Annotated in this window: 14 protein-coding genes; 8 read left to right on the top strand and 6 right to left on the bottom strand. The window is 63.4% G+C overall.

Going from position 1 to position 16,008, the window contains the following annotated elements; genetic code table 11:
• The first annotated feature begins 42 nt into the window (after positions 1-42).
• The 3 genes from KUV45_RS02795 to KUV45_RS02785 are packed head-to-tail and all read left to right on the top strand — an operon-like array spanning position 43 to position 3,130.
• A complete protein-coding gene (locus tag KUV45_RS02795; RefSeq protein ID WP_206942391.1) occupies positions 43-849 on the top strand; it encodes a metal ABC transporter ATP-binding protein in 807 nt (268 codons plus the stop codon).
• Positions 846-1,994: a metal ABC transporter permease gene (locus KUV45_RS02790; RefSeq protein WP_206942389.1), complete on the top strand. Its 1,149-nt coding sequence runs from the start codon at positions 846-848 to the stop codon at positions 1,992-1,994. The genes KUV45_RS02795 and KUV45_RS02790 overlap by 4 nt, the downstream gene beginning before the upstream one ends.
• Positions 1,994-3,130 carry a metal ABC transporter permease gene (locus KUV45_RS02785; protein ID WP_206942387.1) on the top strand — a complete coding sequence of 379 codons (1,137 nt, stop codon included), beginning with the start codon at positions 1,994-1,996 and terminating at the stop codon, positions 3,128-3,130. Before KUV45_RS02790 ends, KUV45_RS02785 begins: the two co-directional genes overlap by 1 nt.
• Before the next feature lie 76 nt (positions 3,131-3,206).
• On the opposite strand, the gene KUV45_RS02780 is transcribed toward KUV45_RS02785, so the two are convergent.
• Positions 3,207-4,007, bottom strand: coding sequence for a transporter substrate-binding domain-containing protein (locus KUV45_RS02780; protein ID WP_206942385.1), 801 nt, complete (start codon positions 4,005-4,007; stop codon positions 3,207-3,209).
• Between the two features lie 134 nt (positions 4,008-4,141).
• Between KUV45_RS02780 and KUV45_RS02775 the strand changes: the two genes are divergently transcribed.
• The 5 genes from KUV45_RS02775 (at position 4,142) to KUV45_RS02755 (ending at position 9,213) form a co-directional block, all read left to right on the top strand.
• A complete protein-coding gene (locus tag KUV45_RS02775) occupies positions 4,142-5,092 on the top strand; it encodes a LysR family transcriptional regulator (protein ID WP_222162157.1) in 951 nt (316 codons plus the stop codon).
• Between the two features lie 152 nt (positions 5,093-5,244).
• Positions 5,245-6,279 (top strand): TRAP transporter substrate-binding protein DctP, encoded by a 1,035-nt coding sequence (gene dctP, locus KUV45_RS02770; RefSeq protein WP_222162158.1) that lies wholly within the window; start codon positions 5,245-5,247, stop codon positions 6,277-6,279.
• A 299-nt stretch (positions 6,280-6,578) separates the two neighbouring features.
• Positions 6,579-7,106 (top strand): TRAP transporter small permease, encoded by a 528-nt coding sequence (locus KUV45_RS02765; protein ID WP_206942379.1) that lies wholly within the window; start codon positions 6,579-6,581, stop codon positions 7,104-7,106.
• On the top strand, positions 7,103-8,380 hold the full coding sequence (locus tag KUV45_RS02760) for a TRAP transporter large permease (RefSeq protein WP_206942377.1): 1,278 nt from the start codon (positions 7,103-7,105) through the stop codon (positions 8,378-8,380). The genes KUV45_RS02765 and KUV45_RS02760 overlap by 4 nt, the downstream gene beginning before the upstream one ends.
• A gap of 104 nt (positions 8,381-8,484) precedes the next feature.
• On the top strand, positions 8,485-9,213 hold the full coding sequence (locus tag KUV45_RS02755) for a M15 family metallopeptidase (protein ID WP_222162498.1): 729 nt from the start codon (positions 8,485-8,487) through the stop codon (positions 9,211-9,213).
• Between the two features lie 115 nt (positions 9,214-9,328).
• On the opposite strand, the gene KUV45_RS02750 is transcribed toward KUV45_RS02755, so the two are convergent.
• The 5 genes from KUV45_RS02750 to KUV45_RS02730 form a co-directional block, all read right to left on the bottom strand.
• Positions 9,329-9,853 (bottom strand): RES family NAD+ phosphorylase, encoded by a 525-nt coding sequence (locus KUV45_RS02750; RefSeq protein WP_222162159.1) that lies wholly within the window; start codon positions 9,851-9,853, stop codon positions 9,329-9,331.
• Complete coding sequence (locus tag KUV45_RS02745) at positions 9,850-10,209, bottom strand: XRE family transcriptional regulator (RefSeq protein WP_222162160.1); 360 nt, start codon at positions 10,207-10,209, stop codon at positions 9,850-9,852. The genes KUV45_RS02750 and KUV45_RS02745 overlap by 4 nt, the downstream gene beginning before the upstream one ends.
• A gap of 124 nt (positions 10,210-10,333) precedes the next feature.
• Positions 10,334-11,587, bottom strand: a complete 1,254-nt coding sequence (locus KUV45_RS02740; protein ID WP_222162161.1) for a hypothetical protein — start codon at positions 11,585-11,587, stop codon at positions 10,334-10,336.
• Positions 11,584-12,210 carry a hypothetical protein gene (locus KUV45_RS02735; RefSeq protein WP_222162162.1) on the bottom strand — a complete coding sequence of 209 codons (627 nt, stop codon included), beginning with the start codon at positions 12,208-12,210 and terminating at the stop codon, positions 11,584-11,586. Before KUV45_RS02735 ends, KUV45_RS02740 begins: the two co-directional genes overlap by 4 nt.
• Positions 12,207-15,893 carry an ATP-binding protein gene (locus KUV45_RS02730; RefSeq protein WP_222162163.1) on the bottom strand — a complete coding sequence of 1,229 codons (3,687 nt, stop codon included), beginning with the start codon at positions 15,891-15,893 and terminating at the stop codon, positions 12,207-12,209. The genes KUV45_RS02735 and KUV45_RS02730 overlap by 4 nt, the downstream gene beginning before the upstream one ends.
• Positions 15,894-16,008: the final 115 nt, after the last annotated feature.

Below are 16,008 nucleotides of genomic sequence, written 5' to 3'. Positions count from 1 at the left end.
CGTCGCCCTGCCAGACGGGGCGATGGCGACAGGAGCGACCCCATGAGCCAGCAGCTGCACGAACCGAACCTTGCCCTGCACGTAGAGGACCTGACCGTCAGCTACCACGGCAAGCCCGTATTGTGGGACATCGACTTTGACGTGCCGCCCGGCGTGATGGCCGCCATTGTCGGGCCTAACGGCGCCGGCAAGAGCACGCTGATCAAGAGCATCCTCGGCCTGGTCCCGAGCATCGCTGGCCACGTCACCCTGCACGGCCATCCCTACCGCCAGGCCCGGCGCCGCGTCGGGTATGTGCCGCAGCGCTCGACGGTGGACTGGGACTTTCCCACCACGGCGCTGGACGTCGTCACCATGGGACTTTACGGACGCCTGGGATGGCTCAGGCGTCCGGGGCGACGCGAGCGACGTGAGGCCATGGCGGCGCTCGAGATGGTGGGCATGGAACGCTTTGCCGAGCGCCAGATCAGCCAGCTCTCCGGCGGCCAGCAGCAGCGGGTGTTCCTTGCCCGTGCTCTGGTGCAGAACGCCGATGTCTATTTCCTTGATGAGCCCATGGCCGGCGTCGACGCGACCACGGAGCGCGCCATCGTCGATATCCTCAGGCGCCTGCGCGATCAGGGGAAGACGGTCATCGTGGTGCATCACGATCTGCAGACGGTTCGCAGCTACTTCGACTGGATGCTGATGCTCAATGTCAGAGTGATCGCCCAAGGTCCGGTGGACGAGGTCTACACCGCCGACAACCTGCGGCGTGCCTATGGGGGCCAGATTGCCCTGCTTGACGATGTCACCAGTGCCATCCCCGGCCCACGCGCCCCGGCCAATTCTGAGGAGGTGCCGGGATGAGCCTGGCCAGCCTCCTCGGTGACTACACCCTGCAGAATGTGGTGCTCGGTGCTGCCATGCTGGGACTGGTGAGCGGCGTGCTGGGCTCTTTTGCGGTGCTGCGCAAGCAGAGCCTGCTCGGCGATACCCTGTCCCATGCAGCGCTGCCAGGGGTCTGCCTGGGCTTCATCATCGCCGGGGGTCGTGAAATGGGCAGCATTCTTGCTGGCGCGCTATTTACTGGCTCCCTGGCTGCCCTGGTGATGCTGCTGCTGACCCGCATGAGTCGGCTCAAGACCGACGCCGCCCTGGGCATCTCGCTGAGCGTCTTCTTCGCTATCGGCGTAGTGCTGCTGACGTACATTCAAGGCACGGGCAACGCCTCCCAGGGCGGCCTGGATGCCTTTCTGTTCGGCCAGGCGGCGGCCACGCTGAGAAGCGACCTGTGGATCATGGCTGCCGTGGGCGGCGTGGCCCTGGCCTTGGTCGCCGGCCTGTGGAAAGAGTTCAAGCTGGTGTCCTTCGATGCCCAGTTTGCCGCGACCCAAGGCATGCCGGTGTCGCTGCTGGATGGGTTGATGACGATCATGATCGCCCTGGCGGTGGTCATTGGCCTGCAGATGGTCGGCGTGGTGCTGATGGCTGCCATGGTCATCGCCCCTGCCGTTGCCGCCCGTCAGTGGGCCAACCGGCTCGAGTCGATGGTGGCATTGTCGGCGCTGTTCGGCATTCTCGGCGGTGTCGTGGGCGCCGTCATCAGCGCCACGGGCCCCGGCCTTGCCACGGGTCCGCTGATCATTCTGAGCCTTTCCAGCGTGGTCCTGGTGTCCCTGCTATTCGCCCCCAGACGTGGCTTCTTGTGGGAGATCCTCAAGCTGCGACGTGACCGACGCCAGCTCCGCTACCAGCGCGTGCTGACCACGCTTTACCAGCTGGCAAGCCACCACGCAGACCGCCACTATCGCTCAGAAAAACGCATGCTGGACACCTACCTGGGCGCAGATAGCCGCAGGGCTCTTGCCCGCCTGATGGCTCGCGGACTGATCATCGAGCAGGACCCTCCCCCCCATGAGCCCGGCAACAACAAACGCTGGGTACTGACGCCAGCAGGCTGCCAGGAGGCAGAACGCATTCTGGCGACGCTCGGGCAGGAGCAAGCACACTAATGGCCACCCTATTCGACAACATTCCACTGATGATCATGCTGGTCGGGGCGCTGGTGGGCATCGCCTCTAGCCTGGTCGGCACCTTTCTGGTGCTGCGCGGGACCAGCATGCTGTCAGACGCCATCGGTCACTCTATCGTGCTCGGCATCGTGGTCGTCTGGCTGGCGACCCATCAGGCCAACGGCCCGGTGCAGATCATCGGCGCAGCGCTGACCGGCATCCTTACCGTCTTCTTGACCGAACTGCTGGTCTCGACGCAAAGGGTCAAGAAGGATGCCGCCATTGGTCTGGTGTTTCCCGTGCTGTTTTCGCTGGGCGTGCTGCTGATCAACCTTTACGCCAGCGACGTGCATATCGACGCCCATACGGTGCTGCTGGGGGAAATCGGCTTCGTCTGGCTCGATACCCTGACCATCGGAGGCGCGGAGGTGCCCCGCGCGCTGATCTCCATGGGCGCCATGACCTTGCTCAACCTGCTGTTCGTGGCGGCCTTTTACAAGGAGCTGAAGCTCGCCACCTTCGACGAGGCCCTGGCCAAGGCATTAGGCTTCGCCCCCACGGCACTGTTCTACGTCTTGCTGATGTTGACCAGCGGTACCGCCGTCGCAGCCTTCGATGCCGTAGGTGCGGTGCTGTTCGTGGCCTTCGTCATTGTTCCGCCATCCGCGGCGTATCTGCTCACCGACCGGCTATGGAAGATCTTTGTCTATGCCTCGCTGATCGCGGCCGCCTCCAGCGTCTCCGGCTATATGCTGGCGGTGGCATGGGACGTGTCGATTGGCGGCATGATGGCCGTCATGACCGGCGTCTTCCTGGCTCTGGCCTTTCTGCTCGGTCCGCGCTATGGCCTGTGCGCCCAGTGGCTGAGCCGTCGCCGCCAGCGAGACCTCAACGAAAGCCGTACCCTGATGGTGCACCTCTATCACCACGAAGATGGCCCCGAAAAGGCGGTGGAAAACGTAACCCAGGCGCTGCGCGAGCATCTGATGTGGACACCTGCCAGGGCGCGTCGCGCGGTTGAGTTATCCCGCCAGCGCCAGCTTGTCGTGCAGGAGGGTGAGCGCTTGCACCTCACCCAGGCGGGCCGGCACATGGCGCGAGAGATTCTGGAGCCAGGCGCCAAGGACGGCAGCTGATACCAGGCAACGACGTCAACGGGGCAGCCAGAGGCTGCCCCGTTGACGTTAAACTGGCAGAAGCTCAGCTCTTGCCTCAGATCTTGATATCGTAGTCCACGTACTTGTGCATCAGCTCGTCGTAGGTGCCGTCTTCCTTGATCTCGGCCAGGGCCTGATTGAACTGTGCGGCCAGGTCTTCGTCGCGAGGACGAAACGCCACCGCCACACCGTGGCCAAAGTAGGACTTGGGCTCACGGATCAGCTCGGAGCTGACCACTACCTCGCTGTCGGCCTCGTCCACCTGCAGGTTGGCCAGCGCCAGCGGGTAGTACATGAAGGCACTGTCCAGGCGTCCGGTCTTGACGTCCAGCGCCAGGTCCTCGGCGGTGGCATAGCGACGCACTTCCATGATGTCGCCGTAGGTATCGGTGATGAAGCGATCACGAATGGTGCCGCGCTGCACGCCAACGGTCAGGCCCTCCAGGCTCGCACGGTCGTCGGGATCCACTTCACTGCCGCGCAGCGTCACCCAGACGCTGGGGTTGGAATAGTAGGGCTCGGAGAACAACACCTGCTGGCGACGCTCTTCAGTGATCGCCATGGACGACATGATGGCGTCGTACTTGCGGGCCATCAGCCCCGGGATGATGCCATCCCAGCTTTGCTCGACCCATTCACATTGACGCTGGATGCGCCGACACACTTCTTCCCCAAGCTCTACCTCGAAGCCCGTCAGGGTGCCATCAGGCAAGCGGTACTCGAAGGGCTCGAACGGGATATCCACCCCCAGCTTGAGCGGCTCGTCGGCCTGGGCCGTTGTCACCAGGGTCGAAGCCGACAAAGCGGTGAGCCCCAGCAGGGCACTCAATAGCACAGGACGAGAAAACGATCGCATCCGTAAGTTCCTTTTTGCGTTATGGTTATTGGTCTATGCCTTGTGGGCACAAAGAGTCTGCCACTCTCTGTCACCCTCGCCAAGTTGCCTGCGACATGCTGACAACCACCGGTCATCATCGATAAGGAACGACAATGCTCAACGGCCGCGCTCTGGCGTATCTGTGCGAAGTACAGCGACGTGGTTCCCTGCGGGGCGCAGCCATCCACCTGAATGTGGACGTCTCCGCCATCAGCCGCTTGATCCGTCGCCAGGAAGAAGAGCTTTCGATCCCATTGCTGACCCGCCACCCAGATGGCGTCACCCTGACCGAAGCCGGCCGCCTGCTGGTGGAACACCATCGCGCTCGATGCGATGCCGAAACGGCAACGCTGTCGCGCCTGAGCGCGCTTCAGAGCCTGGATAGCGGTGAGGTCAGAGTGGCCGTCGGCGAGGGCTTTATCGCTGATCTGGTCAATGCCCCCTTGCAGACCTTCATGGCGGCGCATGCTGGCATCGACATTGTGGTGGTCATGGCCGGCGTCAACGAGGCCATGGCGTTGGTCCGTGACCGCGAGGTGGATCTGGCCCTGTTGTACGCGCCACCCATGGACCCGCTGCTGCGTTGTCATGTGGAGCGCCGCCACCCTCTGGATCTGATCGTGCCTGCCGACCATCCACTGACTCGGCGCCAGGCACCATTGACCCTGGCCGAAATCAGCGATTGGCCACTGGGGCTGATGGACAGCCCCTTTGGCATGCGCCAGATGGTCGACCAGGTCGCCCATCAGGAGCGCCTCCATCTGCGTTCACGGCTGCATACCAACTCGGTCACCGTCCTGAGGAATTTCGTCAGGTCCGGTAGCGGCGTCACCTTTATGCCCGAGTTGACCGTCGCCGATGACATCGCCCAGGGGTTGATTCAGGTGCTGCCGCTGGCACATCCGGTGCTCAACGGGGCCCGCGCTCAGATCGTCAGTCGTCAAGGCCGGCCATTGCCGGTGGCGGCAGAGGCCTGCCTGGCGCATCTGCGTCGCGGTATGCGCTTCTTTGCCGATGATGCGCCACGCCTGCTGGCCCCACATCGCCAGAGCGGCGTTGCCTGAGGGCCCGTCCGACGTGCTGCCAAACGCCAGACCATGCCGGCGTTGCGAAAAGATCAACGCCTTGGGGTTTGATTAGTCAACGCGACAACGCCTAGTCTCGTTATCGATAGACAGCGTTGCCGCACAATAACACCACAACACCGGAGTCCCTCATGAGTCTGTTTCGTCCACTGCCCCTGCTTGCTGCCCTGACCACCGCCACGACAATGGGGTTGACCGCCGCCTCAGCGCTGGCTGCAACCACCGTCAACCTGAGCTATAACGGCGCTCCCGACCCGGACAAGAACGCGGTGCACGTGTTCGCCACCAACTTGAAGGAACTGGTCGAGGAGAAGACCGGAGGCGAGCTTGAGCTCAAGCTGTACCCCAACAGCATGCTGGGTGAAGAGCAGGAACGCATGGAGCAGACCATGGCGTCGCCGAGCCTGAACATTGCGTCCTTCGCCGGCATGTCGCCCATCGTCCCCGAAGTGTTCGTCAGCGCGATCCCCTTCCTGTTCCAGGATTTCGATGACGCTCGCCAGTTCTTCGACGAAGGCAGCTACTGGAAAGCGGTTCAGGAAGACCTGGAGGGCCGCGCCGGACTGGAACTGCTGGCGGTAGTCGAGGAAGGCGGCTTCCTGGCCTTCACCAACGACAAGACGCCAATCGCCGAACCGGCGGACTTCGAAGGGCTGCGCTTCCGCGCCATGGACCCCAGCCAGGTCGCACTTTATGAGGCCTTCGGCGCGTCCGGCACGCCCATTCCCTGGACCGAAGTCTACATGGCGCTGAAAACCGGCGTCGCTGACGGCCAGATGAACCCGCCGATGTATATCATCCTCGGCAGCCTCTATGAGGTTCAGGACTACCTGACGCTGGCCAACATCCAGTACTCCGACCAGTTCCTGGTGGGCAACACCAGCATGATCAATGGCTGGGACGAGGCGACCCAGACTGCCTTCCGTGAGGCGGTCGCCGAAGCCAACCAGCTTGCTCGCGAACAGAACCAGGCCAAGGTCGATGAGCGCATTGCCTACCTGGAAGAGCAAGGCATGGAGGTCATTCGTCCTAACCCAGAGCAGCTGGAAGCCTTCCGCCAGCAGGGCCAGCCGGCTTATCTTGAGTGGCTGAAGGACCAGAACATCGAACAGCGCTATATCGACATGGCGCTCGACGACGCCGGACTTCAACTCAGCGCCCAGTAGACCTGAGCCCTGAGCACTTAGTACTGAACACTGGGCAGCCTCGACGACCGTCTGACTGCCCGGTACACAGTGCACTGACCCAGACTCTCTTAACACGTGTTTTGGATAGGTGCTCTGAACAAGCGCTCTGATAGTAGCGGCTCAACGTTAAGCGCTCTGATATCGGTATGGCGACATGAGTGCTCTGACGTGAGTGCGCAGGCCTGAGCGCAAGACGAAGAATGCTCCAGCACGTACAACGGCCTCCGCTCCAGGAGGCCGGTTCATCCTGTTTCACCAACCTGTGGGAGAGCCTCCCCATGTCCTGGTCCCTTGCCCAAAGCCGGCCCGTCATGGCGCTGCGGCGACTATCGCTATGGAGCGCGAGTGCACTGCTGCTCATTGATCTGCTGGCCATGCTGTATGGTGTGGCCGCGCGTTATCTAGCCGGCGGGGCCCCCATCTGGACCGATGAACTGGCCCGCTACCTGATCATCGGCGCGGTCATGCTGGCCCTTGGCAGCGTCTGGATCGAAGGCGGTCATATGCGGGTCGCGCTAATCGAGCGGCTGATTCCACGCACCCTGGGGCGCATCCTCTCTGTCTACCAGTGGCTACTGACCCTGGCACTTGCCGCTGGCGGAGCCTGGTTCAGCTTTCACTACGCGCAATCAGTGGCGATGTTCCAGAGCCAAGGCCTGGGCATTAGTCGGGCCGTGCCGGTTATGTCCGTGCCGCTCGGCTTTGCGCTGCTGACGCTGATGGCGCTGTGCCATGGTCCATTCCCGCTACCGACCCAGGACGGCGACGCCGACGCCGCTCAGCACGACCGGGGGGCCACGTCATGACGCTTGCCATGCTGGCGGTCTTTGTCGTCCATGTGCTGCTGGGCCTGCCTCTGTTCATCTCGCTGCTGGCCACCGCCGTGGTGGGTTTCGCCTTCGTCGACCTGTCGATGATTCCCCGCATGATGCCCCAGCAGTTCTTTGGCGGCATCGATGCCTTCTCATTGATGGCCATCCCACTGTTTATCCTCGCCGGCAACCTGATGAACGCCTCGAAGCTGACCGACCGGCTGATGGCGCTGGCGCGTCTGTTGGTCGGCCATCTGCGCGGCGGCATGGGCCACGTCAATGTGGTGTCCAGCGTGTTCTTTGCGGGGGTCAATGGATCGGCGGTCGCCGATACCTCGGCACTGGGCTCTCTGCTGGTCCCTGCGATGCGCAAGGAAGGCTATTCGACGGCCTTCGCCGCTGGCCTGACGGCGGGCAGCTCGCTGATCGGGCCGATCATCCCGCCCAGCATCTTCATGATCCTCTATGCCTCGCTGACCAACACCTCGGTGGGCGATCTGTTCCTTGCCGGTGTGATACCCGGGCTGTTGCTGGGTGCCGCCTTCATGGCCATGAATGCTGTCTACGCGCGTCGCAAGGGGCTGCCCAAGGGTGATGGCTGGCCCGGTGCGCGCCAGCTGGGGGTGGCTGCCCTTGGCGCCTTGCCTGCCCTGATGGCCCCCTTCCTGATTGTCGCCGGCATCGTCATGGGATTGGTCACACCCACGGAATCAGGAGCGCTGACCGTGGCCTACGTGGCCCTCTATGGGGTGCTGGCTGGCAACCTGAATCTATTGGCGCTGTGGCGTGCGTTTGTCGACACGACCCGCCTTACCGCCGCCATCTTCGTCATCATGGCCGCCTCCAGCACGGTCAGCTGGCTGCTGTCCTACGCCCAGGTGCCCTACCAGTTCGTCGAGCTGTTGACCCCCTACGTCGATAGTCCGGTGATCATTCTGCTGTTGCTCAGCCTGATCACCTTCATCACCGGCATGTTCATGGAAGAGGTCTCGGCGCTGATGCTGCTGACACCGATCTTTGCGCCAGTGGCCATGATGGCAGGCATCGACCCGGTCCACCTGGGTATCATCATCACCCTCAACATCACCATCGCGCTGATCACGCCGCCGATGGGCGCCTGCGTGTTCGTCGCCGCTGCCGTCAGCCGGCTGGAGATCACCGCGCTGTTTCGTACCATCTGGCCCTTCGTGGTCATCGCCCTGCTGGTCCTGGTGGCACTGATCCTGGTGCCCTCCCTGACCCTATGGCTTCCGACCGCTCTGGGATGAGAACCTCCATGACCTCCAACGAAGGCTGCAACGAGAGCTGCAACAACGGCATCAATAACAGCGGTGACGACCGTCATCCCTGTGCACATCCCGAGACCCCAGCCATGGCGATTCCTCTATCCGCTGAGCCTTCCTGGGCCCAACTGCGCCAGATTCCCATTCAGGGGCTGGATGAGCCCCTGGTGCCCATGAGCCTGGCCCCATCACCGGTCAAGGTATTTCCCGCCTACGCCCGCCTGGGAATTCCTGGCGCCATCAACGAGTGCTATCTGCGTGAAGGCGTCTATCGCCGCGTGCTGGCGGCGGCGCGCTCGCTGCCTGACGGCGTAGGTCTGATCGTGCTGGACGGCTGGCGTCCGTGGCGAGTTCAGCAGTACCTGTTCGACACCTTGATGGAAGCCATTCGCGGCAACCATCCAGACATTGATGAGGCTGAGCTGCTAAACCGTACCCGTGAGTTTGTGGCCGAACCCAGCACCCGTGCCGATGCGCCGAGCCCGCACCTGAGCGGCGGCGCCGTCGACGTGACCCTGTGCGATGCCGATGGCCTGCCGCTGCCCATGGGCACCTTGTTCGACGAAGCGTTGCCGGCCTCCCACACCGCTTTTCTGGAACACAAGGCCACGCTGACCGATGACGAGCGCGCGGCGCGGGACAACCGTCGCCTGCTGTACCACGCCATGACCGCTCAGGGATTCACCAACCTACCGAGCGAATGGTGGCACTTCGACTTCGGCGACCAGCTGTGGGCCCATTACGGCGGCCACGATCAGGCGCTGTACGGCCCCGCCGAACTGGACACCATCGAGAATCGCTGGCGGCGGCAGTTGTAGCGAAAAGCGGTAAGGGAAAGGGAGAGTGGGCAGGAGAAAGGAAAACGTTGAGGGGCAACACAGGATAACTGGCTGCGCTGGACATCTCGAACTGTGGCGCTGACGATGCGCTACTTCAGCGGCTCAGCCGCCCCTCATCATCGATCACCCTGACCTTGGTCGGGCGAGAGCGAGACCATTTCCAGAACACCAGGTTGACGTCACGGGCACCGGCCCCCGTCGCCTGCGACGGTACTCGTATGCCGACAATGCCTTGCCGAATCAGCTCGTCGGCAATCTCCCAGGTGAGCACGCTTTGACGTGCGAGCCTCTGCGCCAGCCAGGCCTCGTGCATCCAGCTGTCCACGTCGGGATGGACGAGGGCACAGACATCCCGATCACACAGGTCAAGCAGCGGACCACAGTCGACCTCATAGGTACACAGCGTCAGCGGCTGTGTCTTGAAGGGCATTCCCTGTTGCGCTTCCAGCCAGGCGGTCTCGAACCGCGCTGAGGTGTAGAGTGCGGGTTGGCCAACACGGTTCCAGCGCCCGCCATTCAGCGCCGCCCCATCTCCGGATTCAGGTGCGTGCTGCCAAAGAGGGTTGTGCCCTCGATACACCAGCCCGTTGAAGTGAAAGCCGTGACTCCGCAGGCTCACGCATAGCCCCCCTCGGCGATATGCGACAGATACGCGCGTACATCATCGGCTCGACCTCGCCTGACCAGTTCTTCCGCCGTCATATCGCCCAGGGCCGCAATCGGGTAGCTGCGAAACCACGACCAGGCTGCGCTGATCGAGCCAGCCCAGGGCTCGATGCGTTTGAGTATTTCATAGGCCTGGCGCAACCGCTGTTGCGTCGAGACGGCCTGCAGCCGCTCCTTGCGAACGATGGCGCTCTGGCTGAGCCCGATGGCGCGAGCAAATTCGCTTTTCGTTATATGAAGCGCCTTGGGCAAGGCATCGGCGCTGATATAGCCCTCGGCATTCACCGCTTCACGAATCTCAAAGGACATACCTGGCACCCATTACGACATAGATATATGTCAATTTAGGTGACAAACAGGGAAGCGTCAAAACCCGCCTGCGTTCTCCCCGGCCACCCGCATTGAGCTCGCGTCTCGCCGACGCCATCGCCCGCTACACCGCCAGCACCAGACTGACGTCGTGAATCAGCTGGACGTCATTGAAGGGACCTGCCGGGCTTTCCTCGGGGATCAGCCGAAACGCGCGCTGCTCTTCCCGCGGCAGCCCCTGGTACTCGGCGATGACCTGAAACAGCCAGATTTCCTGATCCCATTCGAGCTCGCTATCGGCCAGGTACTCAAGGGCACTGACATCTCCCGGCCTCCCGTCTGGCGCGGCACCGCGGTCCACCACGTCCAGGTAGAAGCGCTCTACATCCTGCTTCAGCGCCTGCTGGCGGGCCTCCACCAGGCTTAGTTCCTCCACCTGGGCGGGGCCAGCGGCCTCGACGATCTCGGGGCGGTGAACCGCAACCGGCAAGGCGTGCAGCAGGCTGGCGATCGTGTCGCTGTCGTGATGGTGGTCCAGGGCCACCGAACCCGCAGCCTGCAAGGGGCTTGCCCGATTGAACAGCTCTGGCACCTCGCTTCTGCGAGTGTAGTTGCCGGGAATAAACCCCGGATGCTCGCGCAGGAAGGCGGCCATACCGGCCACCAGTCGGCTCTGCTGCTGCTGCTGGCGAAAGCGCGCCATCAGCTCGATCAGCCGCCCCTGCACCTCACGCAGGTTGGTGTAATGCAGGCTCAGCTGCTGTTGCAGCTGGCTGATCAGCAGCTTGCGCAACGACCCATCACTGCCCACCAGTTCGATCAGCTCTTCGAAGTCGATCAACGCCATGCCGTCGAGCAGACGCACGATCTGCTTCTGGGCACGGTCGTTCTCGCGGATCTTGTCGTTAAGGCGGCTGACAAAGCCAAAGTCGCTGTTGAGGCGCTGCCACAGACTATCGATGGCGTCGGCGAAGCGGCCGTTGAGATCGTCCACCTCCTGGCGCAAGCGCAGCATCAGGGGCCCCTGCTGGTAGTGCTCACCGCGATTGACCGCTTCACGATAGCTCTGTACCAGGTTGCGAATCTGCTCAAGGGTCTCACCGACGTCGGCGTTGACGTGGCGGCGGGTCTCATCGGCCAGCATCTCGGCGATCAGCTCGCGCACCTTGGGGGTCAGCTTGACCGCTCCGTGTTCGTCTGGGCGCCACAGGATGCGCGCCGCCAGCAGCTTGCGCAGGGCGCCGTCAGTCAGCGGCTCCAGCGGCACCTCGTCACGGGAGTAGCCCTGCATCAGGACGTCGGCGTAGCGTCCCAGCAAGGAGAGACGCTCGGTGCCGGTGGCCATCAACCGGCTTTCGAGCGTGTGTTCCTCGCTCATAGCAGGGACTCCTGACGGGCCGGTGCCTCATCATCCACCGGCAGGCTTTCTTCGTCGCGAATGAAGCGTACCAGCTCGACCAAATAATCGATCTTGCCGGTGACCAGATAGACCTGACGATCGGCGTGGGGCTGCAGCAGGTAGCCGTGTTCCTTGAGTCGCTTGAACACCTGCTTCATCTGGGCGTCGAGCTGCTCGCTCTGGGAACCGAAAAAAGGATCGGTGGCAAGGCGCTCCAGGCGTTCGCGCAGGCTCTGGTTGTCCTCGCAGCGAGCGCTGAACTCCGCCGGCTTGAGCACATCGCCAGGCGCCGCCAGGGCATCCTGGCCCAACGTTTCCTGTACCAGTTGCAGCCACTCCAGCAGCGGCAGCAGGCTGTTGACGGTATCGCCCAACTGGCGCGACAGCTGCTCACGGGCGTCTTCGTTTAGCTGCCGCCAGGCCAGGAAGTGGACGCTGCCGTCCTCGTTGCTGGCCAGACGACGATTGAGCGGACGCAGGTAGGTGTCGATCTGCTCGCGAACGTCGTCGTCTTCAAGTTTGCGAAAGGCGCTCTCGTCGCTGATCGCGCAGATGAATTCGCCGGCCAAGAGGCGCTCCAGCAGGGGGCCGTGTTCGATCATAGGGTGAGCTCCTCTTCACTGCGCTGCTTGAGTCGCTGGGCCAGCTTGCTGAGCCGGGGTTCGATGCGCTTGAGTCGACGACGGCGAGGGTCGCTGGCGTCACGGTCGATCAGGTAGCGGTTGTGGAACAGCAGCAGCACATCGGACTCCGGGTTGGGGAAGGCGCCGACGATGTGAATGTGATTGCTGTCACAGGCCTCGAACAGTTTTTCGACGTTGTGATAGGCCAGGGTGCCGATCTCGTCGATGGGCCAGTGCACGCTGATCTCGGCCTGGCCGCGCAGCAGGCGGGTGAAGGCCAGCAGGAACTTGCACAGGATCAGGTAGGCCATGCCGTGGCTCGACGACTCGAGCAACTGGCGGTCGTTCTTGATCACCAGGTCGGTGCCGCCTTCATTAAGGTGCAGCTCCAGGCGCAGCAGGCTCTCGAAGCTGTACTGCTGGTCGCTGCGCAGCAGGTCGACCACATCGGCCAGGGCATTGAGGTAGTCGTCTCCGGGCAGGCCACCGGCGTCCTGCCAGTCACGATAGTCCTGGGCGAAGCGCTTGAGCGGCTCCCAGAAACCCAGCTCGTCGATGGTGGACTGGATCTTGACCTCGGCCTTGGTGATGCCTTCCAGGCGCAGGTCGTCGGCCACCTCTTCGGATAGCCGTCGGCTCTGGGCGCTGATGCGTCGGTTGAGGTCGCGAAAGACGGTGAAGAACTTGTCGAGGTCCGCCCCCAGGTTGCGTCCCTGCTGCACCAGCTGCTGTTGCTGGTCTTCGAGCAGGGTAAGCATCCCGCGCAGCAGCGGCAACAGCTGCCGAGGACCGACGTCGGCGCTACCCTGGAGCTCATCGCGGAGCTTGTCGCGCTCGGCGCTCAGGGTATCGATAAAGCCAGCGCTGGCGCCCTTGATCAGCTCCCCCTCGACCTGCTCGCACCCCTTGCGCAGGGCATCCATTTCGGTGGCACGCTCGCTTAGCGCTCGGTGGGCTCGCTCGATACGCTCGTGCACATCCCCGGGTGCCTGACTCTGGGGCGCCGGAGCTGGGTCCAGCGGCAGCTGCTCGACCTGCACCAGCAGCGGCTTGAGGGCGTCGATGATGCCGCTCTCGGTGCTGCGCCGGGTGGACAACTCCGCCAGCGCCTGCTGGTGGGCGCTGCGGGCAGACTGGAACTCGGCCTTGCGCTGCTCGCGCTCGCGCTCGGCGGTCTCCTTGTCACGTATCAGACGGGTTTCCTTCTCCACCAGCTGCGGCTTGCGCTGACCCCAGTCCAGGCGCATGAAGCGGCGATAGTCCTCCAGCTGCTCCTGACGGCCGGCGGTGTCGCGGATGCGCTGATCCAAGGCGGCAAGCCGCGCCTTGGTATCCCTGAGGGAGTCCAGGTCCACGCCCTGCTCCTGCAGCTCACGATCGAAGGCGGCCTCGAGCTCCTGGCGCTGGCGCTGGTGCTCCTGCTTCTGGTCGCTCAGGTACTGCTTGTGCTGGCGGATCTGGTCGTCGATGCCATCCAGGCGGCTCTGGGCATCGGCCTTCACCTCCAACAGCTGCGCCTGATGGGTCTTGGCCAGAGTGTCGAGGGCATCACCTTTTTCCTGCTTGAGGTCATCATGACTCGCCTGCTGAGCGGCCAGTGACTCCTCCAGCGCCTGACGCCGGGTCTTCTGCTGGCGCGCATGGCGCTCCTGCAGTTGGCTGCGCGCATCCCGGGCGTAGTCCACCTCCGACTCGGCGCGCTTGACCTCCATACGCGCTCGCCGCACGGCATCCTCGGCAGACTGTACCCGCTCGTTGCAGGCCTTCATCTGACGCTCGGCGGCCTGTTCGGCGTTCTCGGCGCGCACCAGCGCGGCCTCGGCCTGCTCGATGGCGACGACCAGGCTCGCCTCATCCTGGGCGTACTCCGGCACGTCCACCGCGGCCAGGTCGAGCCCGACGCCGAACAGCTCATCGTGGTCGTGTTCGCCGACCTTGGGTGACAGGTCGCGACGCTCCAGCAGCTCAGGCGCGATCACCTTGCCCAGACGTTGTTCCCAGCCCGGTCGGTGGTAGCGCAGGAAGTGGCGCAGCGTGCCTTGCGCGGGATCACGCTGCTGGTGCAACGCGTGGCAGTGTGCCTCGGCCTTGGCCAGCTGGTGACGGGCGTCGTTGAGCTCCTGCTCCGCCTGGTCTCGACTGCGCTTGAGCGTGTCGTACTCTTCGCGCAAGGCACTCAGGGTTTCCCCGCTGGCGTCACGATCGCTCTGGGCCTGGTCGAGGCGCGCCTGGGCGAGCTCCGCTTCCTGCATCTCTTCTGCTGTGGCGGCACTGGCCGACAGCTGCGCCTTCAGTTCGGCTACCCGCTGAAGCCCTGCGTCGAGGCGTTCACGGTAGCTGTCATCGAGCTCCTGGCGCTGGGACTGGTAGCGTTGCTCCAGCTCGCTTTGCTGCTGCCACTGCTGATTGCGCAGCTCTTCCCTGGTCTCGCCCAACTCGTCGATGCGGGCCTGGGCCTCCTCCTGCTGGCGGGCCAGCTCATCGGCGAGCTCGCGCAGCCGGCCCTCAAGCCGTGACTGGTGCTCCTGAAAGGCGGACTGCATCACCGCCAGGTGCTCACGCAATTGCTGACTCTGGTCGCGCCACTGGGGCAGTGACTGAACGTCTCGCTCAAGCGCCGGCATGTCGGCTTCTTCGAAGGCCTCAAAGGTGTCCTGCAGGTCCGACAGCTCCCGCTGAGTTTGCTCGAGCTCGCTGGTCATCTCGCTAAGGCGATCATTCAAGGCGTCGCGCAGGTGACCATACTCGGCTTCACGCTCCTGAAACTCCTGCTTGCGGCGAGCGATCTCCGCCTCGGTGTCGGCCAAGGTGCGCTCGGCGCGGTGGCGATCAGCCTCGAGCTGGGGCTTCAACTGCCACAAGATGGTCTCGCGCTCGGCTACCTCATGGTCCAGCTCATCCAGCTTCGCCAACGCCCGCTCCAGCGGCTCCAGGCGTTTGGACTGACGCATCTGAGCGATCCACTCCCGCGCCTTGGTGCTGCGGATGCGCGTCACCGGCAGTTCGACGCCGTCCTCCTCGAAAATCGCCGCCAGCATGGTCTTGAGGGTGTCCATCTTGCCCTCTTTGGCGTGCACCGCACTGATCAACTTCTCCATATGGCGGATACGACGCTCAGGCTTGACCAGGCTGAACTGGGCGGCCATCTGGCGCAGTCGCAGACTGTCCTTGCGGTTGCCCTGCTGATGGGTGAAGTCGTTCTGGATGACGGCGCGGTACTCCGAGGTGGCCGTCAACTTGGCGGACATCGGCACGTTGTCCCGCCTCAACTGGCTGGCCCAATCGCTGTAGCCGAGTGCTGTCACGCCACCGTTGGCTTCCACCAGATAATGACCGGGCTGATACGGCGCGCCGACAAAACGGTACTCGATGCCGCCATCGGACTTGCGCGTCAGCACCGCCTGACAGACATTGCCGGCCTCGCGACGATACTCGTAGATCAGGTAGCTGTTGCCATGGGGCAGATAGAAGGCATCGAACTTCTTGCGGGTCTTGGGTACCACCTTGTTGGGCAGCTCACCGTAGAACACCGGCACCAGACGCTGGAGCGTGGTCTTGCCCGAGGCGTTGGTGCCGCAGATGTTGGTGTGACCGTCGACATCCAGTTCGACCACCCCTTCCAGGTGGCCGTGGATCATCACGATGCGCAGCAGGTGAGCCATGGGGTTTCCTTGTTCGCTTGTCCGTCAGGGGGAGTATTCTGCCAGAGACCGCCCGCCCTGACAGTTCGACCAGAGTTGCCCCGGGGCAAGCTTTCGCCTAAAAGAAGTATCCCCA

Source organism: Halomonas sp. DP3Y7-2 (assembly GCF_019800795.1).
In the GTDB taxonomy this organism is placed as follows: domain Bacteria; phylum Pseudomonadota; class Gammaproteobacteria; order Pseudomonadales; family Halomonadaceae; genus Halomonas; species Halomonas litopenaei_A.
The sequence above is the reverse complement of the archived record's forward strand: the minus strand, read 5'-3'. Positions and strand labels throughout refer to the sequence as shown.